Below are 25,502 nucleotides of genomic sequence, written 5' to 3' on the forward strand. Positions count from 1 at the left end.
GCGATCTGTTGCAAGGATTGCCTGCGTACCCATGGCAGGTGGAATGTCGAAGATGAGTCGGGCTCGGTCAATGCTCCGTCAAAGCGTCTCCTCGATTCTAGCCACAGATCAGCAAGGTTCGATCGTGCTATCCGACGATCACCCTAAGCAATACACCGTCTACGGCGACGATAAACAGAGCGTTTCTCGGCTGCGCTTCACCGGCCAGTATTGTGAGATGAATGTAGATGTCTATTTGCTAGGTAACGGCTATAGGCATTACAACCCTCGGCTCATGCGCTTTGGTTCACCCGACAGTTTCAGCCCGTTTGGTGCAGGGGGAGTCAATGCCTATGCGTACTGTGGTGGGGATCCAGTCAATCGGACCGATCCGAGCGGTCATGTGCCTGGCTCTTACTCCCTGTACGCAGGTGGGGGAGCGGCGAGTGGAAAACTGAAAGTAATTTCACATGGCAAACGGGTGGCTGGTCCCATGGCGTCGGGCTACGACGCACCTGCGAATTTCGTAGCTCCGTGGAATGCTCAGATCAATTTCTTTACCCAAAACGGATTCACTGCCGTTGTTAGGAATGATCCAGCAAGTGTGAAATCGATACCATCGTTCATAAAAGGTGATCGGCCCGTAGTACAGAGCTATCCATCGGGAAAGCGTGTTGGAAACTATGAGTTGCGTGAACTGGTACCGAACAAGGGATCTGCCGAGCCTATCAAGGATTATGAAAGAGCACCTTTCAGAATGTCGGTAAAACGTATGGCCAAGGCTTCGGGAGTGGACATTGCGCTTATCAACAACCCAATAGCTCTGAGCGAGCTCTTGGAGGAGCTCGATGCTTCCGGGCAGGTTTACACTTCTGTCGACTGCCTGCATTGCCGCGGCACCATTCCCTCCAGGAGGCCTTCAGTTTTCAAAAACATGTACGGGGCCTTCCTGACCCAACTGGATATTCGTTTGTAATTGACAGCATTCTCTCGTGAACAAGCTGAGTGCATGGGGGCGTAGCGCTTCCACGAATACGCCGCGCAGGCGGTGCTCGATCTCACAGGCACGGCAACTACAACGTTGAGCACCTTGAAAGCAATGCGTCCCCTAGGGAGAGGCGATTACTTCAACCCCGCTGATCGAAGAAATGCCCCATCAGTTGCAACAACGGCCGGCGTCGGTTCTTCACCGCGAACTCCCATTCATGCGTCTGCGACGGCGCATGGCCGAGCTCGTGCTCGCCCAGCAGCTTCTGCACCTTGGCCAGGCGGTACCAGGGCACCGAGGGGAAGGCATGGTGGACGATGTGCAGGTTGAAGTTGAGGATCACGAAGCGCGACCACAGCGGCAGGCTCTTGCAGTCGTGGGACACGCCGTCCTGCTCCCAGAACTGCAGGCGATCGGCATCGCGGGCGAGCAGCGGGGCCTCGGCGTGGTGCGGCAGGTTGAGCAGCTCGACCATGAAGAACAGAAACACCCAGGTGATCAGGTAGAACAGCACCAGGTCCAGCAGGTGCCCCAGGCTCCAGGCCAGCACTGCCGCCGCCAGGTAGCCGGCCAGGTACAGGCGGGCGAAGCGGATCTCCTTGAGGATCCGTGGCGAACTGTCGCCCTTGGCCTTGGCGATGAAGGGCGCGCGCCAGTTGAGCAGGAAGTGGTTGGCGGCGATCATCGGGATCCAGTGCTTCCAGACGAACTCCAGGGTGCGCTCCTGCTTCTTGGTCATCACCGAGAAGCGCTCGATCATGCCGCGGTTCTCCGGGTCGTTCAGCGGGTGCGCGGTCCAGGTGTGGTGGGCCATGTGGAAACGCCGACGGACCAGGAACGGCAGGGCGATCAGCCAGCCGTTGCAGTGGCCGATGAAGTCGTTGAACCGACGGTTGGCCGAGGCGGCGCCGTGGGTCGCCTCGTGCATGATCAGGTAGAGCTGCACGGTGGCCAGACCTGCCAGCGCCAGGCCCAGCAACTGCAGGGCGGTGGAGTCGGCGAGCCAGAGATTCCAGGCCACCAGCAGCAGCAGCAGGTCGGCGACCCACAACATCACGGTCCAGGGTTCCCGGGCGCCGTCGGGGATCTGTTTTCTTACACTAAGCCATTGGTCCTTGGTCACTTGCTGAAACTCCGATCGGTTAGCTGGCGGCCCGGGAAGCCGGGGCCGCGGGAAGGCTGCAGAGGTTGTTGGCCAGGTGCGCGTAGGCCAGGTCGAAGCGGGCGATGTCGTCATCGAAACCGTGGCTGCGCGGCGCCACGGCGAAGTCCTGGAACACCAGCTGGATGCAGTCGTAGCGGCTGCCGCTCTCCAGGTGCCAGGCCGGCAGGTAGGCGGTGATCGCAAAGCCCATGCGGCGCAGGCTGGCCAGCAGCTCCAGCTTGTCGGCGAGGATCACCAGGCCGACGTACTCGGCCTGGGAATACTGACGCAGCAGCGCGCCCAGCTCGGTCAGCACGGCATGGGTCGAGGCATAGCGGCCGCATTGGCCCGACAGCATCAGCGCGGCGGCCTGCGGGTCGTGGCTGTAGCTGAGCTGGCCATGGCGTTCGGCGCCGGTCGGGCCGCTGAGGTAGGTGTCCGGGTAGCTGCCGGGGGCAACGGCAAGCTGCAGGGCGGGGTAGAGCAGCCTGCGGATATAGTCGGCGGCGCGGGTGGTCACGTACCAGGGGGCGACGTGCGCGAAGCCGGCCTGGGGTACAGGGTGGATGGCGGTCAGGTGATACTCGCGCAGACCATCGACCTTGTCCGGGCCGCCGTCATGGCCCACCAGCACGGCGGGGCGGATCTTCTTCATGACACCGTGGCTGGCGATGTTGCGGGTAATGTAGAAGCCCAGCTCCATGGGCGCTGGCCGGTGCGTCTCGAAACCGAGGCGGACCAGGCTGGAGATGGCGCCGGTCCTGCGCGCGTCAGGGTGAATAGCACCGTGGCACACCTCCCACGACTGGTTCCACGGGCGGCGGGCGATGCAGCAGCAACCGGCCAGATTGCCCTCGGCCTCGGCGACGAACCACTGCTGTTGCCCGCTGCTCATCGAGTGGCGGATGTAGGACGCGCTCTGGCAGGGGTGGGTGGTCTGCCCATAGACCTGCTGGAACAGCGCGGCGAGGGCTTCGATATCGGCGGGGTTAGCCGGGCGATAGCGCAGTGTTTCGGTTTCCGGCAACGGCGCAACGGCCGTTTGCGGCGAACGGGTCGCAGTCATGACGCACCTTTTGTCTTTATTGAAGGCCAACGAAGGCAGTGACCGCCCAGGGCAGGTCACGGGCAGGTGTCGGTTTTGGCGCTGCGGTCAGTGGCGGGGATGTCGTCGGTTGACGGCGAAGCAGGCGGGGGCGAGCAAAAGGCAAGGCAGGGCGGGTTTGAACGGAGCGTCATCCGTGAGCATGGCCATTACGCAACTCCTGTACATGGCGGGGTTCTTGTCCGAGGCAAACAGAAATCCTTCCCGTTGCCAGGAAACGGACTATAGAGCCACGCCATTGGCTGTCAAACGCACACGGAGGGTCGCCTGCGCGGTGGCCTGTGCGGGTCGGCCAAGGGGCGGATCAGCCCGCCCCCGGTTTTTCGGCACGCCAGCTTCCAGGCGCGCGCGTTGTAGGCACAGGCTTACATGCAAACGCCCGGAATGACGACTCGGCGTTCAGCTATCGCTGCCCTTGGGATGGGCGATGATGCGTTGCGGTTCGGCTTTTCCCAGGCCCGGCGCTGGCACCCGCAGAGGCTGGCTGGCAGTGCTGTAGACCTGGGTGCGAGTGGCCAGCCCGTCGACCAGGGCGCCTTGCAACGGTTGCCTGGCTGGTGGCTTGCCACGGGCCTTGAGATCGGCGATCACCTCGTCGACCAAGGCATCGATCTGCGTGCTGTCCCGGTGGTGGGCGGTGGTGATCAAGTGCGCGGTGTCGCCCGAGGTGGCCAGGCAATGACGCTTCCACACGCTGGCCGAGGGGCAGGGGAACACCACGGTGATCGAATTGGGATTGCGCCAGGCGTCGATCCCCGCCGCCCGCAGCCGGTCCACCGCATGCTGGGCCAGGTCCAGGCAGCGTTGGATACGTTCACGCCAGTCGTCCATGGAGCGGCTGCGCAGGGCGGCCCACATCATCAGCGGCGTGTGGCCGTTGCGCGAGCCGCTGATAGTCTGGTCGCGGGCGCTGATGTAGTCGACCTCCACCGAGATGCGTTCGACGTTGGCGCGCCGTGCCACGACGATGCCGCAGGGCATCGGCGAGCCGATCATCTTGTGCCCCGAGACGCAGATCGAGTCGATGCCGTCGGCGAACGAGTAGGGCTCGGGAGCGTCGACGAAGGGCAGGATCATGCCGCTGAGTGCCGCGTCGGCATGCAGGTAGTAGTCCTCCCGGCGGATGCCGGCCTTGGCCAGGCGCTGCTGGATGGTGGCGATGTTGTCAGTGGCGCCGCGCAGGGTGGTGCCGATGTTGGCGAAGATGATCGGGTGGTGCTCGCCGTCGGCCGCGATCCGTGCGACCAGGTCGTCGTAGTCCATCTCGCCATTGGCCTGGGACGCCACCACTTGGGCCTTGATGCGCAGCAGGCGGACGATCTTGGCCACCGAGTAGTGGGTGTCCTGGGAGTAGTAGAGCGTGGCGTCGGGGAACAGCTCGCGGCCCAGGTAGCAGCCGAACATGTTGCCTTCGGTGCCGCCGTTGGTGACGTAGCCCCAGCTGTCCTCGAAGGGGATGTGGAACAGTTCGGCGAAGAAGCGCATCACCTCGCGCTCGAAATCGAAGGAATTGAGCAGGTAGTTGCTGTACTCGTTCCAGTCGCCGCAGTTGTTGATGGAAAAGCGCATGAAACGGTGCAGCAGGCTGTAGTCGAAGTCGGCGGACTCGGGGTAGCCGACATTGAAGTACTGGTGGGTGAGGCAGTAGCGCCAGAACGCCTCGAGACGTGTGTGGTCGGCAGGTGAGAATGTCATGTCCAGCTCCATGGAGCGCGCCCGGCCGACCAGGGCCGGGCGCGTTGCGGGTGAAAGTCCTTGTCGGTGGCCGTGTCGGGCTCAGGCGGCCAGGGTGGCGCCGCCGTCGACCACGATGTCCTGCAGGGTCACGTGGCCGGCCTGCTCGGAGGCGAGGAACAGCACCACATGAGCGATATCGTCGGGCGTGGCGATCTTGCCCAGGGGCACGCCGAGCTTGAACTGCTGTGGCAAGCCGTCGATCAGTTGCCGTTCTGCGGCCGGATCGCCCAGCATGCCGGCCAGCATCGGCGTGCGCGTCGAGCCCGGCGAGACCACGTTGCAGCGCACGCCATAGGGCGCAAGCTCCAGGCCCACGCAGTGGCTGAGGCTGACCAGCGCGGCCTTGGAGGCGCAGTAGGCGGCCATGTTCAGGCGCGGCACATGGGCGGCGTTGGAGGCGACGTTGACGATGGCGCCGCGGCGCTGGCGGCGGAACACCGGGGTCCACTGGCGCATCAGGTAGAACGGCGCGCTGGCATTGACGTCGAGGCAACGCTGCCAGTCCTCGCAGGACACCTCGTCGCTGAACCCGAGCCGCAACACGCCGGCCACATTGACCAGCACATCGAGATACTGCGCCTGTTCCTTGAGCCGGTCGCAGACCCGTTGCACGTCGGCCGGGTCGGTCAGGTCGACATGCAGCAGCGGGAACGGCACGTCGGCCTCCTCGCAATCCAGGCCGATGACCTCGGCGCCTGCCTCGACAAAGCGCTGCGCCACGCAGCGGCCGATGCCGCTGGCGGCACCGGTGACCAGCACGCGCCGGCCAGTGAAGCGGGCCATGGCCATCAGGCGGCCCCCCGCGCTTGCACCAGCGACCACCAGCCATCAAGGGTCGGCGCGTTGGCCAGTTCCTCGAAGCTGACGGCGATGCCGCGCTGCTTGAGCTCGGCGGCCAGTTTCATCACCTGCAGCGAGTCGAGGCCATAGAAGATCAGGCTTTCCTGGGGATCGAGCTCGCTGTCGTCCTCGATCATCTGGCGCACCCGGCCGTGCAGCCAGTCACGGGTGGTCACGCCCGCCGGCTGGGTCAGCAGGGTGGCGGTGTCGGTGACATGGCCGCAGCGGGTGGCCACGTACTTCAGGGCCAGGCGGTGCTCCTCCTCGGAGAAATCGGCCACCGCGTCGCCCACCAGGAAGGCCTGGATATCGTTCATGAAGGCGTCGGCGGCGGTGATCATGCAGCCGATATGGGCGTACACGCCGCCGATCAGCAGTTGGTCCCGCTGCCAGCCGCGCATGCGTTCGAGCAGGTCGGAGCGCTGGAAGGCGCTGTAGCGCCACTTGGTCAGCACGGTATCGCCCGGCTGCGGCGAAAGCGCGTCGATGATCGGTTGCTGTTCGGGGCTGGCCGCGGGCAGCCCCGGGCCCCACATGGCGTTGAGCAGGGCGCGATCCTCGGGCGGCTGTTCATGGGGCTGGGCGGTGTAGACCACCGGGATGCCCTGCGCGCGAGCCCACTGGATCAGCCGCGACAGGTTGTCCACCAGCGCGGTGAGCAGGGCGCCGTCAGGCTGGTAGAAGCGCAGGAAATAGCGCTGCATGTCGTGGATCAGCAGCACGGCGCGGGCCGGGTCGGGTTGCCAGGTGGTCTTGTTGGCCGGGTAGCTGGCCGGTTGCGGCATGGGATAGTCGTGGATGGTTGGAATGGTCATGTCGGGTCCTTGGACGGTCAGACGGTCGGGGCGACGGCGAGCAGCGCGCGCAGTTGCTTCTTGTCGATCTTGCCCACCGCGGTCAGCGGCATGGCGTCGATCAGCCGGATCCGGTCCGGGAGCTTGTATTCGGCGATGCCCAGGCCCATGAGGTGGCGGCGCAAGGCGATCGGCTTGAGTTGCGGGTTGCGCGAGACGATGAAGGCGCAGCTCTTCTCGCCGAGCAGTTCGTCGGGCAGCGCCACCAGGGCGGCGTGGGTCACGTCGGGGTGCATGACGATCAGGTTCTCGATCTCCTCCGAGGCGACCTTCTCGCCGCCGCGGTTGATCTGGTCCTTGACCCGCCCGACGACCCGCAGGTTGCCGTCGGCGCTGCGCTGGACGATGTCGCCGGAGTGGTAGAAACCGTCCTGGTCGAACACCTGGGCGTTGTGCTCGGGGCTCTTGTAGTAGCCGCAGAAGGTATAGGGGCCACGGGTGGCGAGCATGCCCGGCTCGCCGTCGGCGACCGGCTGGCCCTGTTCGTCGAGGATGCGCACCTCGTCCAGTTCGCTGATCGGCCGGCCCTGGGTGGTGAATACCTGTTCGTCGCTGTCATCCAGACGGGTGTAGTTGACCAGGCCCTCGGCCATGCCGAATACCTGCTGCAGCTTACAGCCCAGCACCTCGGGAACCTGGCGCGCCAAGGCCTCGGCGAAACTGGCGCCACCGACCTGCAGCAGGCGCAGGCTGCGCAGCTTGGCGGCGTGCCCGGGGGCGGCCTGCAGCCACAGGGCCACGGCGCTGGGCACCAGGGCGGCCATGGTCACGGCGTGGCGTTCGATCAGGGCGAAGCAGTGCAACGGCTCCGGGTTGGCCGCCATGACGATGCAGCCGCCGGCGTGCAGCACGCCCAGGCCACCGGGGGAACTGAGGGTATAGTTGTGCGCCGCCGGCAGCGCGCAGAGGAAGCGCGTGTCGCTGTCGAGGGCGCAGATCTGCGCGCTGGCCCGCACGCTGTAGGCGTAGTCGTTGTGGGTGCGCGGGATCAGTTTGGGGGTGCCGGTGCTGCCGCCGGACAGCTGGAACAACGCCACCTCGCCGCACGGGCTGGGCGCGTAGTGGGTGCCGCGCACATCGGCGCTGGCGCTCCAGTCGTCGAGGGCATCGAGCATCAGCGTCAGCTTCGGGCGCAGGCCTTCCTTGGCCAGGTCGTCGAGGAACGCGTCATTGCGGAATACCTCATGCTCCGCCGAAGCGATCAGCAGGGCCGGCTGGATCTGCCGGGCAAAGGCGCCCAGCTCGTGCTGGCGGTGGCTGTACAGCGCATTGACCGGGGCGATGCCGGCCTTGAGCAGGGCGAACAGCACGATGTAGAACTCGGCGACGTTGGGCAGTTGCACCAGCGCAGTGTCGCCCTGGCCCAGGCCGTGGGCGGCCAGGCGCGATGCCAGGTTGGAGGCACGGCGATCCAGTTCGCCGTAGCTGATGCGGCGCTCGCCGCAGAGGATCGCCGGGGCTTGCGGCTGCACGGCGGCGCGGGCGATCAGCAACTGGCTGAGCGGCTGGTCGTTCCAGTAGCCGGCGGCGCGATAGCGCTGCGCCCGGTCCGCGGGCCAGGGGGTGAATTCGATGGTCATGGGCATCTCGGAAAGCGGGTTTGAGGTCAATGGTCCAGGCCGCAGGCGCGCAGCATGGTGCCGAGCTTGGTCTGTACTTCGTTCCATTCGCTGTCGGGGCTGGAGGCCTCGACGATGCCGGCGCCGGCGAACAGGCGAACGCGCTGGCCGTTGAAGGTGCCGCAGCGGATGGTCACCACCCACTCGCCGTTGCCCTGGGCGTCGCACCAACCGACCATGCCGGTGAACAGGCCACGCTCGAAGGGCTCGACGAAGCGGATCAGCTGGCGGGCGCGCTCGGTGGGGTAACCGCATACGGCGGGGGTCGGGTGCAGGCGGCAGGCCAGTTGCAGGGCGTCGATATCGGCCGAGGCCAGTTCGCCCTCGATGCGCGTGGACAGGTGCCACAACGCGGCGGTGCTGATCAGCGAGGGCCGTTCGGGGACCTGCAGGCGGCTGCACAGCTCGCCGACGCGCTGGGCGATGTCCTCGGTGACCAAGCGGTGCTCGTAGTGGTCCTTCTCCGACGCCGCCAGCCATTGCGCATTGGCGCGGTCGGCCTCGGGGTCGGCCATGCGTCGCACGGAGCCGGCCAGCGGATTGCTGACGAAGGCGCTGCCTTGCTTGTGCACCAGCAGTTCCGGGCTCACCCCCAGCAGGGTGGAACCGTCGGCCAGGGGCACGCGGAAGTGGTAGCCCTCGCGGTTCAGTGCCTTGAGGTTGGCCTGCACCTGGGCCGTGTCCACGGGCGCGGCAAAGTGCAGTTCGCGCTGCACCGAGAGCACGGCCTTGCGCACATCGCTGTGCTGGAAGTTGACGATGGCGTGGCGCACGGCGCGCTTGAAACCGTGTTCGTCGGGGATGTTGGCCTGGTTGAGCAGAGCAGGCAGCGAGCCGGGCTGTACAGGAGCCGCGGCGCGCGCCTGCCAGGTATAGGCCTCGGGAATGTACAGGCTGGAAGCCTGGGTGGTGTCGAACGGGATAGCGCCGACCACGATGGGATTTTCCTGCCCGGCCTGGCGGGCGCGTTCGAAGGCCTGGTCGATGCTGCGCCGCAGTGCGCCACCGGCCAAGTGGCTGCCGTGGGCCGCGGTGTCGATGCGTTCGCTCAGGCCGCTGACGCTCAGCTCGCGCTCGCCGGATGTGAATGAAAAGCTCGAATCCTCTTGGTTGAGCGGCATGGTGTCCCTGTCTTGCAAACGCAGGGTGCCTGTATTCATGAGTTGCCTCCTTGGCGATGGGTGAGAAAGAAAACCTTGAAATATAATCATTCTCGTTAGTAAATATGAGGACGCGAAACACATGGATTTGTCAACTACGCGGGTAAGCGATGAGAGAGTTAACTTCGATGCAGGCCGCCTGTTGGATCGGGCGGGATGCACATGCGGCACTGGGTGGCGTCAGCGCGCACCTGTACGCCGAGTTCGATGGCCGGGCCATCGATGTGGCGCGCCTTGCCGGCGCACTTGAGGCGCTGTACCGGGCGCATCCGATGCTGAGCCTGCGCATCGACGGGCAGGGGCTGCAGGCCATCGGCGAAGCACAGCGCGCCCAACTGGAGCTGGAGGATTTCAGCGATCTGGATGGTCCAGCCGTGGAGCGGCGCCTGCTGGAGAAACGCCAGCAGTGGAGCCACCAGCGCCTGGACCTGAGCATGGGCCAGGGTGCGCGCTTCGGCCTGAGCCTGCTGCCGGGCAATGCCAGCCGGCTGCACGTGGACACCGACATGATCGCGGTGGACCCGTCGAGCTTCCGGGTGCTGATGGAAGACCTGGCCCGGCTGTACGACTCGCCTGAAAGCGTTCTGCCTACCATACCGAACTACTTCGACTGGCTAGACCAAGTGCGTGCCGATGCCGACCTGCGTGCCGCCCGCAGCCACGACCGCGCCTGGTGGCGAAAACGCCTGGCGCAGATCGCCCCGGCGCCCTCGCTGCCCTTGCTCCCTGCGGGGCCGGCACGCAGCGAGCGCTTTGCCGCTCGCCTTGAACCTGCGCAGTATCGTGCCTTGCAGCACGCTGCGCGCGCGCAGCGGATCACCTCGTCGGCGTTGATGCTCGGGCTGTTCGCCACCGCCCTGGGTGAGCACACCGGCGATCGGCGCTTGCGCCTGAACGTCCCGGTGTTCTGGCGTGAACCGCTGCTGGAGCCTGTGCAGCGCATCGTTGGCGAGTTCGCCAACCTGGTGCTGGTGGACGTTGACTTCACGGGTGTCGCCAGCCTTGCCGCGCTGTGCCGGGATCTGCATCGGCAACTGGTGGAGCGCCTGGCGCACAGCGCCTATCCGGGCGTGGACCTGATGCGCGACCTGTCGCGTCATCACGGTACGCCGCAACTGGCACCGGTGGTATTTACCGCAGGGCTGGACCTGCCTGGCGGCGAGCTGTTCTCCGAGCGGGTGAACCGGGTGTTCGGGCCGATGGACTGGGTGATCTCCCAGGGCCCGCAGGTGGCCCTGGACGCACAGGTGGCGCGGGCCGACGGCGGTCTGCTGATCAATTGGGACGTGCGCCTGGACGCATTGCCCGCTGACTGGGTCCAGGCCCTGTTCGAGCGCTTCATCGCCCTGGCTGTGGCGGTGGCTGCCGACACGGGCGCGCTGCACCAGCCATTGGCGATCGCGGCGAGCCGGGATCGACCACTGAACGCCCTGCAGCAGGCCTACCTGCTGGGGCGTGGCGAGCATCTGCCGCTGGGCGGCGTGGCCATGCAGGAATTCCGCGAGTATCGCGGGCGCATGGACCTGGCGCTGCTGCGCAGCCGCCTCACGGACATGGTGCGCCGCCACGATAGCCTGCGCACCCGCATCGATGCCCAGGCATTGACCCAGTCGATAAGCGACCAGGTGCAGGTCAACCTGGAGGTGATCGACCTGCACGGGTTGACGGCCGAGCAGGTTCAGGCGCAGCTCGAGGTCCGTCGCGAGGACTATGCCCATGCGCTGTTCGACCTGGCCGGGCCGCCCTGGAGTGTCACCGCCTTCCAGTTGCCACAAGGCGAGTTGGTGGTGTTCGTACGCTTCGATGCGCTGATTCTTGATGGACGCTCCATCGCGACCTTGATGGTCGAGCTGTTCGACGGTCACTGCCAGCCGCTGACGGCCAGCGAGCCCACGGCGGCTGGCATCGACCAGAGCGAGGTGCGCAAGGCCGATGCCGAGTATTGGAAGGCAAAGCTGGCTGAGGTCGACGGCGCGCCAAGGCTGCCGTGGCGCCAAGCCTTGGACAAGGTCGGCGTGGCCCGGTACGCCCGCCAGCGCCAGGTAATCTCCGCCCAGGCGTTCAAGGCATTGAGCCGCGCAGGTGCGCGTGAGGGGCTGTTCAAGAACTCGACGATCATGGCCGTGGTGCTGGAAGTGCTCGGCCACTGGCTCGACGAAGGCAGCCTGTGCGTGGCGGTGCCGGTGGCGCCGCCCCAGGACGGCGCATTTGCCAACCGCTCCAGCTTCATCGCCGTCGATTGGCAGCGCGGCCTGCCTAGCCTGGCCGAGCGCGCCAAGCGCCTGCAGGCCGATGTGCTGGAAGGCTTGCAGCATCTGGCGTTCTCCGGCGTGGACCTGGCCCGCCTGCTGTACGACAGCAACGGCCCGGGCCCGGCGCTACCGGTGGTGCTGACCAACGGCCTGTCCTGGCCGGTGGGCGCGGTCGATGGCCCGATGTCCCTGAACGCGGGCCTGACCCAGACGCCGCAGGTGGCCATGGACATCCGTTTCTGCAATACCGCCGAGGGCGGGTTGGCGTTCGAGATCGACTATGCCCGCGAAGCGGTCGATGGCCGCTGGGTCGGACAGTTGCTCGCGGCCTTGAACCAGGCGGTGGAGCAATTGGCCGGGCAGGCTGCATTCGAAGTCCACGCACGGCAGTTCATCGACCTTGGCCACTACCGCCTGAACAGCAGCGAGGCGCAGGCCGAACCGGTCGATTTCCTTGGGCGCATCGCCTACAACCTGTTCGGCCCGGACAATGGACGCATCGCCTTGCTGCATGGCGAGCGGCGCATCAGCTATGCCGAACTGGGGGAGGGTGTGAAGCGCATTGCCGGGGCATTCCAGGCCCGCGGGCTGCGCCCCGGCCAGGTGGTCGCCATTTGCCTGCCACGCGGGCCTGAGCACACCATGACGACCCTGGCCTGCGCCCTGAGCGGGCTGATCTGGGTACCGATCGACGCGGCGGCGCCGGAGGAGCGCCTGCGCTATCTGCTGGACAACTGCCAGCCGGCACTGGTGGTCGACGCCGTCGCGCCACTGTTGGCCAGCCCTCCGGCAGCCCTGGACCTGATGGGGCTGGCGGCCTTGTCGGCGAGCACCGCGCCGGCCTACTACCTGTACACCTCCGGCACCACCGGCAAGCCCAAGTGCGTGGTGCTGAACAACCGCGCCACCGCCAATGTCATCGGCAGCACCTTGGCGCAGTGGCAGGTCAGCCGCGACGATGTGTTCATCTCGGTGACCCCGCTGCACCACGACATGTCGCTGTTCGACGTGTTCGGCAGCCTGTGCGCCGGGGCGGCACTGGTGCTGCCCGAGCCCGGCGAGGAAAAGGATGCGCTGCGTTGGAACCAGTTGGTCAGGCAGCACGGCGTGAGCCTCTGGTGCTCGGTCCCGGCCATCCTCGAAATGCTCCTGGCCTGCCGTCAGGGTGATGGTCTGCGCAGCCTGCGCCTGCTGGCCCAGGGCGGCGACTACATCAAGCCGGCGGTGATCGCCGAACTACGCGAGCAACTGCCCGAGGCGCGGCTGGTGTCCCTGGGTGGCCCGACCGAGACCACCATCTGGAGCATCTGGCACGAAATCGGTGCACAGGACCGCGCCAGGGTGCCCTATGGTCGGCCACTGCCGGGCAACCGCTACTGGCTGCTGGACGAGCACGGCGCGCATTGCCCGCAGGGCGTCGCCGGGCGTATCCACACCAGTGGGGTGGGCTTGGCCTTGGGCTACCTGGAGGACGGCGAACTGGTGCAGAACGACTTCGTCAATGTGCTCGACGAGCACGGCGCGCCAGTGCGTGCCTTCCGTACCGGTGACCGTGGCCGCTACCGCGAGGACGGCGTGCTGCTGTTCGACAGCCGGGTCAACGGTTACGTGAAGGTGCGCGGCGTGCGGGTGTCGCTGCCGGACATCGAGATCGAGCTGATCCGCCATCCGGCGGTGCAGCAGGTGCTGGTGGTGGACTATGGCGACACGCAACAGGGCGAGGCCTGCATCGGCGCGCTGTATGTAAGGCGCAACGGTGCGCCGCCCGGCGCCGTGGCGTTGCGTGAGCATGCCCGGGCCTTGCTGGCGCAGTCCCATGTACCCACGCGGTTCGTCGAGGTCGACGCCTTGCCGTTGACCGCCAACGGCAAGCCGGACCGCAGGCTCGCCCGCGCCTTGCTTGAAGGTGACACCGGGCAGGCGCCGATAGCGGCGGCTTTGCCCAGCGATCCGCAGCGTCATGCCCAGGTGCTGGCGATCTACCAGCAGGTGCTCGGCGCCACCCAGCCGGCCAGGGATTTCCTGGCCATGGGCCTGCGGCCGCAGCACCTCAAACCGCTGGCGGCGCGCCTGGGCGAAGCCTTCGCGGTGCGCCTTTCGCCCGCGCAGTTGCTGCCATGTCGCACGGTGGAAGAGGTCGAGCGCCTGCTCGTCAACGCCCCCGTGTGAAACCAGCGGGCTGAATCAATCGCCCTGGGCCTGGCCCGGGGCGCCAATCATCGTTCTTGGGAAATCATCGAGCATATGGACATCGCACACCTGGATATCGCCGGCATCGGCATCGGACCGTTCAACCTGGGCCTGGCCGCGCTGCTGTCACGCCACCCGCACCTGAGCTGCGCGTTCCTCGAGCGCAAGGCGCAGTTCCGCTGGCACGAGGGCCTGCTGCTGCCCGGCACCACCTTGCAGGTGCCGTTCCTGGCCGACCTGGTGACCCTGGCCGACCCGTGTCACCCGCTGAGCTACCTTAACTACCTGCACCAGCACGACCGCCTGTTCCAGTTCTACTACTACGACCACTTCCAGGTGCCCCGGCGCGAGTACGACCACTATTGCCGCTGGGCGGCGGGCCAACTGCCGGGCTGCCATTTCGGCGAGGAGGTCACGGGCGTGCGCTACGACAACGCCAGCGAACGCTTTGTCATCGACAGCGTGTCGGTGTCGGGCCTGGAGCGGCGCTACAGCAGCCGCGACCTGGCCATCGGCCTCGGCACCCGGCCGTGGTTGCCGGCCTGGGCGCAAACCCGCACCCAGGCGCCGTTGCTGCACTCGGCGGAGTTCGGCAAGCGTCAGGGCGAGCTGGAGCAGTGCCGGCGCGTGGTGGTGGTCGGCTCCGGACAGAGCGCCGCGGAGTGCGTGCTGGCGCTGTTCAACGCGCTGACCCCGGAGCAGGTGGAGGCGGGGGCGTCGATCCACTGGATCACCCGCTCGGGAGGCTTCCACCCCATGGAGTACTCCAAGCTCGGCCAGGAGTGTTTCACTCCGGCGTACATGAACTACTTCCACACCCTGGCGCGGGACAAACGCCGGGAGATCGTCGCCCAGCAGGGCCTGTTGTACAAAGGCATCAGCTTCTCGACCATCGGCGCAATCTACGACCTGATCTACGAACGCTCCATCGGCGGGCGCGAGCCTGGGCTGACGCTGCTGTCCAGCTGTGAGGTGGAGACGGTCGAGGACCTGGCCTCGGCGGGGCTGCGCATGACCTTCCGGCATAGCCAGCTGGAGCAACGGGCAACGCTGGACGCCGACGCGATCGTCGCGGCGACCGGTTACTCCCATGCCTGGCCGCAGTGGTTCGAGCAGCTCAAGGGTTCGGTGCTGGCCACCGACGCGCACGGCGACTGCATCGTCGGCGAGGACTTCACCGCGCAGCGTTGCGATGGCGGCAGTGGCCGGGTGTTCGTGCAGAACGCCGAGATCTTCCAGCATGGCGTCGGCTCGCCGGACCTGGGGCTGGGGCCGGTGCGCAATGCGGTGATCGTCAACCAGTTGCTGGACCGGGCGCAGTACCGGGTGCCGCAGCGCTCGTCGTTCCAGCGCTACGGGTTGCCGGAGACCTGAAAGGGCGCAACCACGGGCTTGATCGGCTCCCATGCTTGAGTGGGAGCGGGTCAAGCCCGCGATGGGCGCGTCAGGCCAAGCTGATCGAAGCCAAAGCCCGCCGGCCGCCATCCACTTCGGCCAACACACCGAACGCCGCCGAAATCATCGCGCACAGGCGCTCGACCTGAGCACTGCTGTAGCGATCGCTGCGGTAGGTGATCACCAGGCGCAGCGAGCGCTGGCCATCGAACACATCTTCCATGATCTCGAACTGCAGGCCGAACATCGACTCGCTCTTGTCCGGGTCGATCTGCTTGTAGCGGATAGCCCGGCCATCGGGTGCCTGCAGCGCGCCATTGAGGGCGTTGTTGGCGTGGATCTGCACATACACATCGAACATCAGGCCCTCGGCGGGGGTCATGCCCAGCGCCTGCTGGATGGTCTCCATGGGTACGTCGGCATAGGCCATCGAGTCGTTGATCATCCGCGTCACCTCGCCCAGCAACCCGGCCAGCGACTGTTCGGGGGCGAACTGCACGCGGTGGGCGACCATGGTGGTGAAGTAGCCGACGGTGTCGAAATACGCAGGGTCGGTGCGCCCGGACGCCGAGGTGCCGATCACCAGGTCCGAGAGGTTGCCGAGCTTGTGCAGCGACAGGGCGATGGCGGTGTAGATCACGCTGAACAACGATGACTGATGCAGCCGGGCACTGGCGCCCAGTTGCTCCAGCATGCCGGGTTCGGGACGCAGCTCCAGCCAGCGCGCACGCGTGGTCGCCTGGTCGGCGGGCAGCAGCGTGACGTCATCGCAGGCGGGCAGGGCGAGACCGCGGGTGGCGTCGCGCAGCAGCTCGGTCCAGTACGCCAGGTGGCGCGGGTTCGGGCCCTGGGCACTCTGGGCCAGGGCGAATTCGTGGAAGGTGCGCGCCGCCGCGGGCCATTGCGGCGCCCGGTCCTGGGCGCGGGCCAGGTAGGCCTCGGCCAGTTCGGCCATGATCACGTTCAGAGACCATTCGTCGATGGCCATGTGGTGGACCAGGAACGACAGCACTTGGTGGCCACTGTGCGGGTCACGCAGCATGCGCAGCCTGAGTGGCAGTTCGCGGGCCAGGTCGAAGCGGTGCTTCGCCTCGCTGGCCAGGCTCACGCCGGCGCTTTCGGCGCTGTTCCAGAACCACTTGAAACGGCCCAGCTCGGCCAGCGGCACGATGCGCTGGCAGGCGTCGTCGCCCTCGCCATGGTAGGTGGTGCGCAGGCTGGCATGGCGCTCCAGCAGGTCGGTGAAGGCCTGCTGCAGCAGCGCTTCGTCCACCGGGTCGTGGAAGTCCAGGGCAAAGGGCAGGTTGAAGATGGTGCCGTAGTCGAAGGCCGCGCAGGCGCGCCACAACGACGCCTGGGCCAGGGCCATCGGCGCCTGCTGGATATCCCTGGCCTGATCGCTGGCCTGGCTGGCTTGCCCTTGGCTCAGCTTGGCGCGGTTGGCCAGCGCCGATGCGCTGGGCGAGGCGAAGAAGTCGCTGAAGCGCAGTTCGATACCATGCTCGCCCTGCAAGCGCCCGATGATCCGGGTGGCCAGCAGCGAGTGGCCGCCCATGTCGAAAAAGTCATCGTCCAGGGTCATGCCAGGCTCCGCCAATGCCTGGCGGAACGCGTCGAGGATGCGTTGCGCGATGTCCGTCGAGGGCGCCTGCGACAACGGTTCGAGCACCAGTGGTTGGTCGCCGGCCTGGGCGTCATAGGCGGCGCGGATGCGTTCGAGCAGGGCTTGCGGCGACTGACGCAGCACCGCATGGCAGAGCAGACCGAGCGCAGCCTGGTGATCGCCGGCCAGCAGCAGGGCCTCGAACGGCGGCTGCGTGGTGGAATCCCAGGGCGCCGCCTGACGCGCCCTCAGCAAGGCGTCCATGCCCTCGGCCGTGCTCCGCTCGATACGCAGGCACGGGTACCAGCCGGGTTCCTGGGTCTTGTACAGGTCGCCGTCATCGCTGAAGTGGTAGCGGCTGTTCAGGCCCGGCGTGGCTTCGACCACCGCCTGCACGGCCAGGGCCAGCAGCGACAGGTCGGCCGTGGGCCCAAGGCGCCAGGCGCCCAGTTGCCGGTGCAGCTGCTCGGGTTGCTGTTGCTGGGCGAACCAGGCGAGTTCTTCGTGTTCATCCAGGGCCTGGGGCGAGGGTAGGGTGGTGTTGCGTTCCAACATGGTTAGCTTCCTGCTGTTCGATCGATCAAGGCCCGCGTCGGCCTTCACTGCCATCCGTGGATCGCGGTGAGTGGCGGCGCAGAGGGTTCGCACCATCGGGGTGCATTGCGTGAATCCCGAGGATTCGTTATGGTGAGAAAGATGCAAATAATTATCATCTAGATTGGCGCACGTCAAAGGAAGCCGTCTGGAATGCACCACGCTCAGGGAGAGGTACCGTGGACAACGGAACGTTCGCGCTTCGTCAACAGCTGCAACAGCTGTATCAGGATCATCACGGCTGGTTGTGCGAGCTGCTGCGCCGCAAGCTGGGCAACGCGGTGGACGCGGCGGACCTGGCCCACGATATCTACCTGCACCTGATGAACAAGGGCCAGGTGCCGACGGCGGAACAATCGCGCTGCCATCTGACGCAGATCGCCAACGGCAAGGTCATCGACCTGTACCGCCGCCGCCAACGTGAAACCCGCTACCTCGAGGACCATGGCCTGCAGCCCGAGCCGCGGGTGCCGTCGGAAGAGGCGCGGGCGCTGGTGGTCGAGGCCCTGGGTGCGATCGACAGCGCCCTGCAGCGGCATTCGCCCAAGGCCCGCCAGGCCCTGCTGCTGTGCCGGCTCGACGGCATGGCCCATCGCGCCATCGCCGCCGAGTTGCGGGTATCGGTGTCCTCGGTCGAGAAGTACATCGCCGCCGGCGTGCGCACCTGCAGGCGCTACCGCACCGGCAGTGGCGCCTGAGGGTGAGCATTGTTTTTTGCGGGTTTGCCCGCCTCGAGCGGAATACAGGTTGAGAAGGACTGGCTGGTCGGGCGCCCAAGTGGCTGCCCGGTCTGCTCTTCGTGCTGAAAAGGAGCATTCATGAGTGTTGAACAAGGGGTGGCGGTGCAGAAGCCCGCCAAGGGGCCGGTCGCCGCAGTGCTGGCGCCGATTCGCGGGCGCTTGATCGTCGCCGGGTTGCTCGCCGCGCTGGGCGCCATGCTCAGCCTGGCGCCCCTGGCCGCGATCGCCGAGGTCGCCCGGCTGGCGTTCGCCGAAGGACAGGGCGTCGCGCAGGCCTGGCCGGTGATCATGCTGGGGCTGGGCTGCCTGTTCGTCGGCATGGCCCTGATTTTGTTGGGCGACCTGGTGGCCCACCTGGCCGACAACCACATCACCGGCACGCTGCGCCTGGCAATCATCCGCCGCCTGGCACGGGTACCGCTGGGCTGGTTCACCAGCCGCGCCTCCGGCGAGGTGAAGCAGGCCATGCAGGACGATATCGGCATCCTGCACAGCCTCACCGCGCACTTCTACACCACCCTCGGGCGCAGCGCCGGGGCAGTGCTGGCATCGATCGTCTACCTGTTCGCCATGGACTGGCGCATGGCGCTGGTATCGATGCTGCCGTTCCCGCTGTTCTTCCTGTTCTTCGCCCGTGCCCACCAGGCCAGCGCCCGCAACATGCAGGCCTTCGGCGCCGGCATGGGGCGGATCAACCAGGCGGTGGTCGAATTCGTCAACGGCATCCCGGTGGTCAAGGCCTTCGGTGGCCAGCGCAAGGCGCATGGCAGCTACCGCGAGGCGGTGGACGCCTTCGCCGCGGCCTTCACCGACTTCACCCGGCCGCTGGTCAGCGCCATGGCCAATGCCAACGCGATGATCGCGCCGGTGTCGGTACTGGGCGTGGTGCTGGCGTTCGGCACGCTGTTCGTCGGCCTGGGCTGGATCACCCCGGTGCAGGTGCTGCCGTTCGCCCTGGTGGCGCCGGGCATCTGTGCGCCGCTGCTGTTGCTGGCCTATATCACCCACGACCTGAACAACGCCACCGGTGCCGCTCAGCGCGTGCAGGCGCTGCTGAACACGGCGGTGCTGGAGACCGACGCCCAGGGCGTCGGCAAGCTGCCGACCGATGCGCGCATCGAGGTGCAGGGCCTGGGCTATCACTACGACCCGCGCAATCCGGTGCTGAGCGAGGTGTCGTTTACCCTGGAACCGGGCACGGTCACGGCGGTGGTCGGTGCCTCGGGCGCCGGCAAGTCGACCCTGGCGCGCCTGCTGCTGCGCTTCTTCGATCCCAGTGCCGGGCGTATCACCCTGGGCGGCGTTGACCTGCGGCAGATCGACAGCGCGCAACTGTACCGGCGCATCGGCTTTGTCCTGCAGGACGTGCGCCTGATCCATGCCAGTGTGCGCGAGAACATTGCCCTGGGCCGGCCTTCGGCGAGCCAGGAGCAGATCGAGGCGGCGGCGCGGATTGCCAATATCCACGAGCGCATCCTCGCCCAGCCGCGTGGCTACGACGCGGTGATCGGCGAGGACGTGCAGTTCTCCGGCGGCGAGCTGCAACGGCTGAGCATTGCCCGCGCGGTGCTGCTCGACCCGCCGGTGCTGGTGCTCGACGAGGCCACCGCGGCGGCCGACGCCGAGAACGAAGTCAAGCTGCAACAGGCACTGTCGCGCTTCGCCCGGGGGCGCACGCTGCTGGTGATCGCCCATCGCCTGGACACGGTGATGCACGCCGACCAGATCCTGGTGCTGGACCAGGGCACCGTCGCCGAGCGCGGCAATCACGACGAACTGCTGGCCCGTCGCGGGCTGTATGCCCGCCTGTGGGCCGCCGGCGGCTATGCGAAGACGCGGGCGACCGCGCAGGTGGAGGAGCACTGATCATGTTGGGGACTTTCGTTCGACTGCTCGGCGACGACGCCGTGTTCCTGCGCCGCTACATCCGCCTGGCGCTGGTGTATGGCGTGCTGTGCGGGCTGACCATCGTCACCCTGGTGCCGATCCTGCGTCACCTGCTGGGCAACCAGCTGGAAGCCGCCGGCCAGTGGCTGGCCCTGCTGGCCCTGGGCGTGGTGGTGTGCTGGTACCTGCGGCGCCGGGTGGAGAAGGCCGGCATCGCCGTGGGCATTGCCGTGCTGCGCGGTGGCCGCCAGCGCCTGGGCGAGCATGTCGGCACGCTGCCGGTGGGCTGGTTCAATGCCGCCAACACCGCGCGCCTGAGCCATGTCACCACCCAGGGCATGATGGAGATCGCGCAACTGCCGGCCCATGTGTTCACGCCGCTGTTCACCGGGGTGGTGACGCCGTTGGTGATTCTCGTTGCGCTGTTGCTGGTCGACCTGCGCCTGGGCCTGGTGGCTCTGGTCAGCCTGCCGCTGCTGGCCCTGGTGATGCTGGCGACAATGCGCCTTGGCCAGCGCGCCGACCAGCGCTACCAGCGCGACACCGCGCAGACCAGCCAGCGCATGGTCGAGTTCGCCCAGGCGCAGTCGGTGCTGCGTGCCTTCAATGGCGAACAGGGCGGAACGCGCTTCCTGGAGCAGGCCGTGGCCCAGCAACAACAGGCGGCGCGCAAGCTGATCCAGCTGTCGGCATTGTCATCGGTGCTCAACGTCTGGGCGGTGCAGGCCAGCTTCGCCGCGTTGCTGGTGGTCGCCACGCTGTGGCTCGGCGAGCAGGCCGGCGCAGGCTTCGACAACGCAACGGTGATCGCCACCCTGGTTGCGCTGGTGCTGGCGACCCGTTTCATCGACCCGCTGCTGGATGTGGCCGGCTACAGCGAGGTGCTGCGCGGTACCCGCGGCCAGTTGCAGGCGGTAGCCGAGCTGCTGGCCGTCGAGCCGCTGCCCGAGCCCGCCGCACCGCAGCCGCCGGCCGACGGCTCGGTGCAGCTGGAGCAGGTCGGATTCCGCTACGGCGATGACCAGCCAGAGGTGCTGCGCGAGGTCAGCCTGGACATCGCGCCCGGCAGCATGACGGCGCTGGTCGGCGCATCGGGTTCGGGCAAGACTACCCTGGTGCGCCTGATCGCCCGTTTCTTCGACGTCACCCAGGGCCGGGTCAAGGTCGGCGGGGTGGATGTGCGGCAGATGTCCGCCGAACAGCTGGCCGGGCAGATCAGCCAGATCTTCCAGGACGCCTACCTGTTCCAGGGCAGCATTGCCGACAACATCCGCCTGGGCAAACCCGACGCCAGCGAGGCCGAAGTGCTCGAGGCGGCGCGGCTGGCCGGGGTGCAGGAGATCCTCGAACGTCTGCCCGAAGGCTTGCACACGCCAGTGGGCGAGGGCGGTGCGCGTCTGTCCGGCGGCGAACGCCAGCGCATTTCGATTGCCCGCGCGCTGATCAAGGACGCGCCGATCCTGCTGATCGACGAGGCCACCGCGGCGCTGGACGCCGAGAACCAGGCGGCCATCGCCGAAGCGCTGGCGCGGTTACGCGGCAAGCGCACGCTGATCGTCATTGCCCACCAGCTGTCGACGGTGGCCATGGCCGACCAGATCGTGGTGCTGGACGAAGGGCGTATCCGCGAACAGGGCGCCCATGCCCAGCTGGCTGCAGAAGGTGGCTTGTACGCGCACTTCCTCGAGCAGCGCCGGGCCGCCAAGGGCTGGCGCATCGGTGAGGCCGCAGGCGATGGAGTGACCGCTTGAGTCGGTTGTTGCTGCCAACACTGTTGTTGCTGCTGTGTGGCGTTTCACTGATGGTCGGGGCCAGCGAGATGTCCTGGTCGGCCTTGCTGTCGGCCTCCGACGATGCCTGGCTGACCCTCACCGCCAGCCGCCTGCCACGCCTGGCGGCACTGGTGCTGACGGGTGTCGGCCTGTCGATCTGCGGGGTGATCCTGCAGCAGATCGTGCGCAACCGCTTTGTCGAGCCGGCCACCTGCGGCGGACTCGACGCGGCCAAGCTGGGCATCCTGGTGGCCCTGACCGTGCTGCCGGGTGCCGGGGCCACCGGGCGCATGCTGTTTGCCCTGGTGTTCTGCCTGCTGGCGAGCCTGGCGTATGTGGCGATCATTCGCCGCATACGCTTCACCAACCTGGTGCTGGTGCCAGTGATCGGCCTGATGTACGGCAGCGTGCTCAGCGCCATCGCCGAGTTCTATGCCTATCGCCACAACATCCTGCAGAGCATGCAGGGCTGGCTGCTGGGCGACTTCTCGCGGGTGATCGAGGGCAACTACGAGATCATCTACCTGATCCTGCCGATCGTCGTGCTCACCTATCTATATGCCCAGCGCTTCACCGTGCTGGGCATGGGCGAGGGCATGGCTACCAGCCTCGGCCTGAACTACGCGGCCACCGCGATCCTCGGCCTGGTGCTGGTGGCGGTAACGGTGTCGGCCACGGTGATCACCGTGGGCGCGATCCCCTTCGTCGGCCTGGTGGTGCCGAACCTGGTGGCGTTGCGCTACGGCGAGAACCTCAAGCGCACCTTGCCCATCGTCGCCATGTGCGGCGCGGCGTTGCTGCTGGCCTGCGACATCCTCGGCCGGTTGTTGATCCACCCCTACGAAGTTCCCATTGGCCTGACCGCCGGCAGTGTCGGCGGTGTGCTGTTCCTGGTGCTGATCCTGTGGAAGTGCAAATGATGCGCCGCGCCGCCTGGTTGTTGCTGCCGGCCCTGGTGCTGGCGTTCCTGTTGCTGGGCTCTGGCCTGGACTTCAGCTACGTGATCCCCAAGCGCCTGGTGCGCCTGGGCGCGATCGTGGTGGCCGGGGTGTGCATCGCCTTGTCCTCGGTGATCTTCCAGACCCTGGCCGGCAACCGTGTGCTGACCCCGGCGATCATGGGCTACGAAGGCATCTACCTGCTGTTCCAGGCCGTGCTGGTGCTGTGGCTGGGCACCGGCAGCGTGGCGCTGCTCGGCGCGCAGGGCAACGCGCTGCTGTCGATGGCGTTGATGCTCGGCTACTCGTGGCTGCTGCAGCGCTGGCTGCTGCGCGAGGGGCGCGGGGATGTCTACCGCCTGTTGCTGCTGGGGCTGGTGCTGACCATGGTGCTGGGTACCTTCACCCAGTTCATCCAGCTCAAGACCAGCCCGGGGGAGTTCTCGATTCTGCAGAGCCTGGGCTACACCAGCTTCAACCGCGCCCAGCCGGCCCAGGTGCTGTACTCGGGCCTGCTGGTGGCGGCAATGGCAGTGCTGGTGGCGCGCGGCACGCGGGTGCTCGACGTGCTGGCGCTGGGCCGCGACCAAGCCATTGCCCTGGGCCTGGACCATGGCCGCTGCCTGCGCTTGCAAATGGCGCTGATCGCCGTGCTGGTGGCGGTGTCGACCAGTCTGGTGGGGCCGACCGCGTTCATGGGGGTATTCGTCGCCAACATCGCCTACGCCCTGGCACGCAGCGCCCGGCACCAGGTGACCCTGCCACTGGCCTGCGCCGTGGCCATCGGCATGTTCCTGCTCGCCCAACTGCTGGTCGAGCATCTGTTCAACTACCGGACCAGCGTGAGCATCCTCGTCAACCTGGTGTGCGGCGCGTACTTCCTCGCGCTGATGGTCCGTACCCGAGGCACCCCATGATCACCCTCGAACACCTGCACAAGGCCTATGGCGACAAGACCGTGCTCGATGACGTGAGCCTGGCTTTCCCGGCCGGCCAGGTTACCTCGCTGATCGGCCCCAACGGCGCCGGCAAGAGCACCTTGCTGATGTGCATGGCCCGACTGCTGCCGGCAAGCCGCGGGCGCATCCTGCTCGACGGCCAGGACATCGGCCGCATCGCCATCGCCGACTTCGCCCGCCGCGTGGCCACCCTGCGCCAGGTACTGGACTTCAACCTGCGCCTGACCGTCGAGGAACTGGTCGCCTTCGGCCGCTTCCCCTACAGCCGCGGCGTGCTGACCGCCGACGACCATCAGGTAATCGACGAATCCCTGGATTTCCTGGGGCTGCAAGCGCTGCGCCGCGCCTACCTCGACGAACTCAGCGGCGGCCAGCGGCAGATGGCCTTCCTGGCCATGACCATCGCCCAGCGCACCGATCTGTTGCTGCTCGACGAGCCGCTGAACAACCTCGACATGAAGCACGCGGTGCAGATCATGCAGGCAATCCGCAGGCTCTGCGACGAGCAGGGCCGCACGGTGATCCTGGTGGTGCACGACATCAACTTCGCCGCCAACTATTCCGACCACATCGTCGCCATGAAGCAGGGCGCGGTGCACAGCCACGGGCCGGTCGCCGAGGTGGTCACCGAGGCCAACCTGCGCGCGCTGTTCGGCCTGGCGTTCGAGATCCTGCCCAGCGCGCAGGGTTTCGTCTGCAACTACTTCAATCCATCACTATCGAGAGAGCTGGTATGAACGGAATCTGCAAGATACTCCTGGCCGCCGCCGTGGCGGCCGCGTTGCCGGGCTGCGACCAGGCCCCGCCGGAGCAAGCGCGCGCCGCCAGCGCCGACTATGCCCCGGTGAAGGTCGAGCACGCCCTGGGCACCACGCTGGTCGAACACCAGCCGCAACGCGTGGTGGCCTTCGACATGAGCGAGCTGGACACCCTCGACCAGCTCCGCGCGCCGGTGGTCGGCATCGCCAAGGACTATGTCGCGGGTTTCCTGGCCAAATACCGCGATGACCCCAAGGTGGCGGACGTTGGCACCACCATCCAGCCCAACCTCGAACGCCTGCACGCGCTCGAGCCCGACCTGATCCTGATCTCGCCACTGCAGGCGCAGAGCTACCAGGAGCTGAGCCAGATCGCGCCGACGGTGCACTACGACATCGACATGGACAACCGCCAGGGCAATGTCATCGACACCGCCAAGCAGCACCTGCTGACCGTCGGGCAAATTCTCGGCAAGCAAGACTTGGCCCGGGAAACCGCCGCGCGCATCGATGCCAAGGTGGCTCAGGTGCGCAAGGTGACCGACGGCCGCCCGGAAAAGGCGCTGGTGGTGCTGCACAACAACGGCGCGTTCACCGCCTACGGTGTGCGTTCGCGCTACGGCTTCATCTTCGACACCCTCGGGGTCAAGCCGGCCAGCGACGACATGCAGGCTGGCCTGCATGGCCAGCCGATCTCCAACGAGTTCATCCACCAGGCCGACCCGGACATCCTCTACGTGATCGACCGCACCGCGGTGATGGAGCGCCGCGCCGCGCTGGACCGCGAGACCCTGGACAACCCGCTGCTGCGCCAGACCAAGGCGTGGAAGAACGGCCATGTGGTATTCGTCGATCCACAGACCTGGTACCTATGCACCGCCAGCGTGACCTGCCTGGAGCGGGTAGCGGACGAGGTGGTGAAGGGATATCAGCGCTGAGCCCCCGCTTTGGTCCCTGTGGTGGTTAAGCCGATAGTGGCCAAGTGACT

At 66.8% G+C, this 25,502-nt stretch carries 18 protein-coding genes; 10 read left to right on the top strand and 8 right to left on the bottom strand.

Annotated features, from left to right (window positions below):
• Positions 1–70 precede the first annotated feature (70 nt).
• Positions 71–955 carry an RHS repeat-associated core domain-containing protein gene (locus R5C80_RS03885; RefSeq protein WP_319049818.1) on the top strand — a complete coding sequence of 295 codons (885 nt, stop codon included), beginning with the start codon at positions 71–73 and terminating at the stop codon, positions 953–955.
• A 151-nt stretch (positions 956–1,106) separates the two neighbouring features.
• On the opposite strand, the gene R5C80_RS03890 is transcribed toward R5C80_RS03885, so the two are convergent.
• The 7 genes from R5C80_RS03890 to R5C80_RS03920 form a co-directional block, all read right to left on the bottom strand.
• Entirely contained in the window at positions 1,107–2,090 is a 984-nt protein-coding gene (locus R5C80_RS03890) for a fatty acid desaturase family protein (protein WP_313048755.1), read from the bottom strand.
• A gap of 19 nt (positions 2,091–2,109) precedes the next feature.
• Positions 2,110–3,177, bottom strand: coding sequence for a GNAT family N-acetyltransferase (locus R5C80_RS03895; protein ID WP_313048756.1), 1,068 nt, complete (start codon positions 3,175–3,177; stop codon positions 2,110–2,112).
• A 438-nt stretch (positions 3,178–3,615) separates the two neighbouring features.
• Positions 3,616–4,911: a histidine decarboxylase gene (locus tag R5C80_RS03900; RefSeq protein ID WP_313652094.1), complete on the bottom strand. Its 1,296-nt coding sequence runs from the start codon at positions 4,909–4,911 to the stop codon at positions 3,616–3,618.
• A gap of 81 nt (positions 4,912–4,992) precedes the next feature.
• Entirely contained in the window at positions 4,993–5,742 is a 750-nt protein-coding gene (gene dhbA / locus R5C80_RS03905) for a 2,3-dihydro-2,3-dihydroxybenzoate dehydrogenase (RefSeq protein ID WP_319049819.1), read from the bottom strand.
• Positions 5,742–6,608, bottom strand: coding sequence for an isochorismatase (locus R5C80_RS03910; protein ID WP_023632374.1), 867 nt, complete (start codon positions 6,606–6,608; stop codon positions 5,742–5,744). The genes dhbA and R5C80_RS03910 overlap by 1 nt, the downstream gene beginning before the upstream one ends.
• Before the next feature lie 17 nt (positions 6,609–6,625).
• Positions 6,626–8,227 carry a (2,3-dihydroxybenzoyl)adenylate synthase gene (locus R5C80_RS03915; protein WP_038706134.1) on the bottom strand — a complete coding sequence of 534 codons (1,602 nt, stop codon included), beginning with the start codon at positions 8,225–8,227 and terminating at the stop codon, positions 6,626–6,628.
• Between the two features lie 26 nt (positions 8,228–8,253).
• Positions 8,254–9,426 (bottom strand): isochorismate synthase, encoded by a 1,173-nt coding sequence (locus tag R5C80_RS03920; protein WP_413470260.1) that lies wholly within the window; start codon positions 9,424–9,426, stop codon positions 8,254–8,256.
• 110 nt (positions 9,427–9,536) lie between these two features.
• On the opposite strand from R5C80_RS03920, the gene R5C80_RS03925 reads away from it, so the two are divergent.
• Positions 9,537–13,847 (top strand): amino acid adenylation domain-containing protein, encoded by a 4,311-nt coding sequence (locus R5C80_RS03925; RefSeq protein ID WP_319049820.1) that lies wholly within the window; start codon positions 9,537–9,539, stop codon positions 13,845–13,847.
• Positions 13,848–13,922: 75 nt separating this feature from the next.
• Positions 13,923–15,242, top strand: a complete 1,320-nt coding sequence (basC, locus tag R5C80_RS03930) for a putative histamine N-monooxygenase (protein ID WP_319049821.1) — start codon at positions 13,923–13,925, stop codon at positions 15,240–15,242.
• Positions 15,243–15,312: 70 nt separating this feature from the next.
• Here basC and R5C80_RS03935 read toward each other — a convergent pair whose 3' ends face one another.
• Positions 15,313–17,421 carry a condensation domain-containing protein gene (locus R5C80_RS03935; protein ID WP_319049822.1) on the bottom strand — a complete coding sequence of 703 codons (2,109 nt, stop codon included), beginning with the start codon at positions 17,419–17,421 and terminating at the stop codon, positions 15,313–15,315.
• A 218-nt stretch (positions 17,422–17,639) separates the two neighbouring features.
• Between R5C80_RS03935 and R5C80_RS03940 the strand changes: the two genes are divergently transcribed.
• The 7 genes from R5C80_RS03940 to R5C80_RS03970 all read left to right on the top strand — a co-directional run bounded on the left by R5C80_RS03940 (position 17,640) and on the right by R5C80_RS03970 (position 25,452).
• Positions 17,640–18,158 carry a sigma-70 family RNA polymerase sigma factor gene (locus R5C80_RS03940; protein WP_038706138.1) on the top strand — a complete coding sequence of 173 codons (519 nt, stop codon included), beginning with the start codon at positions 17,640–17,642 and terminating at the stop codon, positions 18,156–18,158.
• 120 nt (positions 18,159–18,278) lie between these two features.
• Positions 18,279–20,066 carry an ABC transporter ATP-binding protein gene (locus R5C80_RS03945; RefSeq protein WP_319049823.1) on the top strand — a complete coding sequence of 596 codons (1,788 nt, stop codon included), beginning with the start codon at positions 18,279–18,281 and terminating at the stop codon, positions 20,064–20,066.
• Between the two features lie 2 nt (positions 20,067–20,068).
• Positions 20,069–21,838 carry an ABC transporter ATP-binding protein gene (locus R5C80_RS03950; protein ID WP_263158212.1) on the top strand — a complete coding sequence of 590 codons (1,770 nt, stop codon included), beginning with the start codon at positions 20,069–20,071 and terminating at the stop codon, positions 21,836–21,838.
• On the top strand, positions 21,835–22,779 hold the full coding sequence (locus R5C80_RS03955) for an ABC transporter permease (protein ID WP_376780496.1): 945 nt from the start codon (positions 21,835–21,837) through the stop codon (positions 22,777–22,779). Before R5C80_RS03950 ends, R5C80_RS03955 begins: the two co-directional genes overlap by 4 nt.
• A complete protein-coding gene (locus tag R5C80_RS03960) occupies positions 22,779–23,714 on the top strand; it encodes an iron chelate uptake ABC transporter family permease subunit (protein WP_313048778.1) in 936 nt (311 codons plus the stop codon). Before R5C80_RS03955 ends, R5C80_RS03960 begins: the two co-directional genes overlap by 1 nt.
• Complete coding sequence (locus R5C80_RS03965; RefSeq protein WP_313048770.1) at positions 23,711–24,493, top strand: ABC transporter ATP-binding protein; 783 nt, start codon at positions 23,711–23,713, stop codon at positions 24,491–24,493. The genes R5C80_RS03960 and R5C80_RS03965 overlap by 4 nt, the downstream gene beginning before the upstream one ends.
• Complete coding sequence (locus R5C80_RS03970; RefSeq protein WP_318866073.1) at positions 24,490–25,452, top strand: siderophore ABC transporter substrate-binding protein; 963 nt, start codon at positions 24,490–24,492, stop codon at positions 25,450–25,452. Before R5C80_RS03965 ends, R5C80_RS03970 begins: the two co-directional genes overlap by 4 nt.
• The last annotated feature ends 50 nt before the right edge of the window (positions 25,453–25,502 follow it).

It is taken from the genome of Pseudomonas sp. On1, from assembly GCF_033783325.1.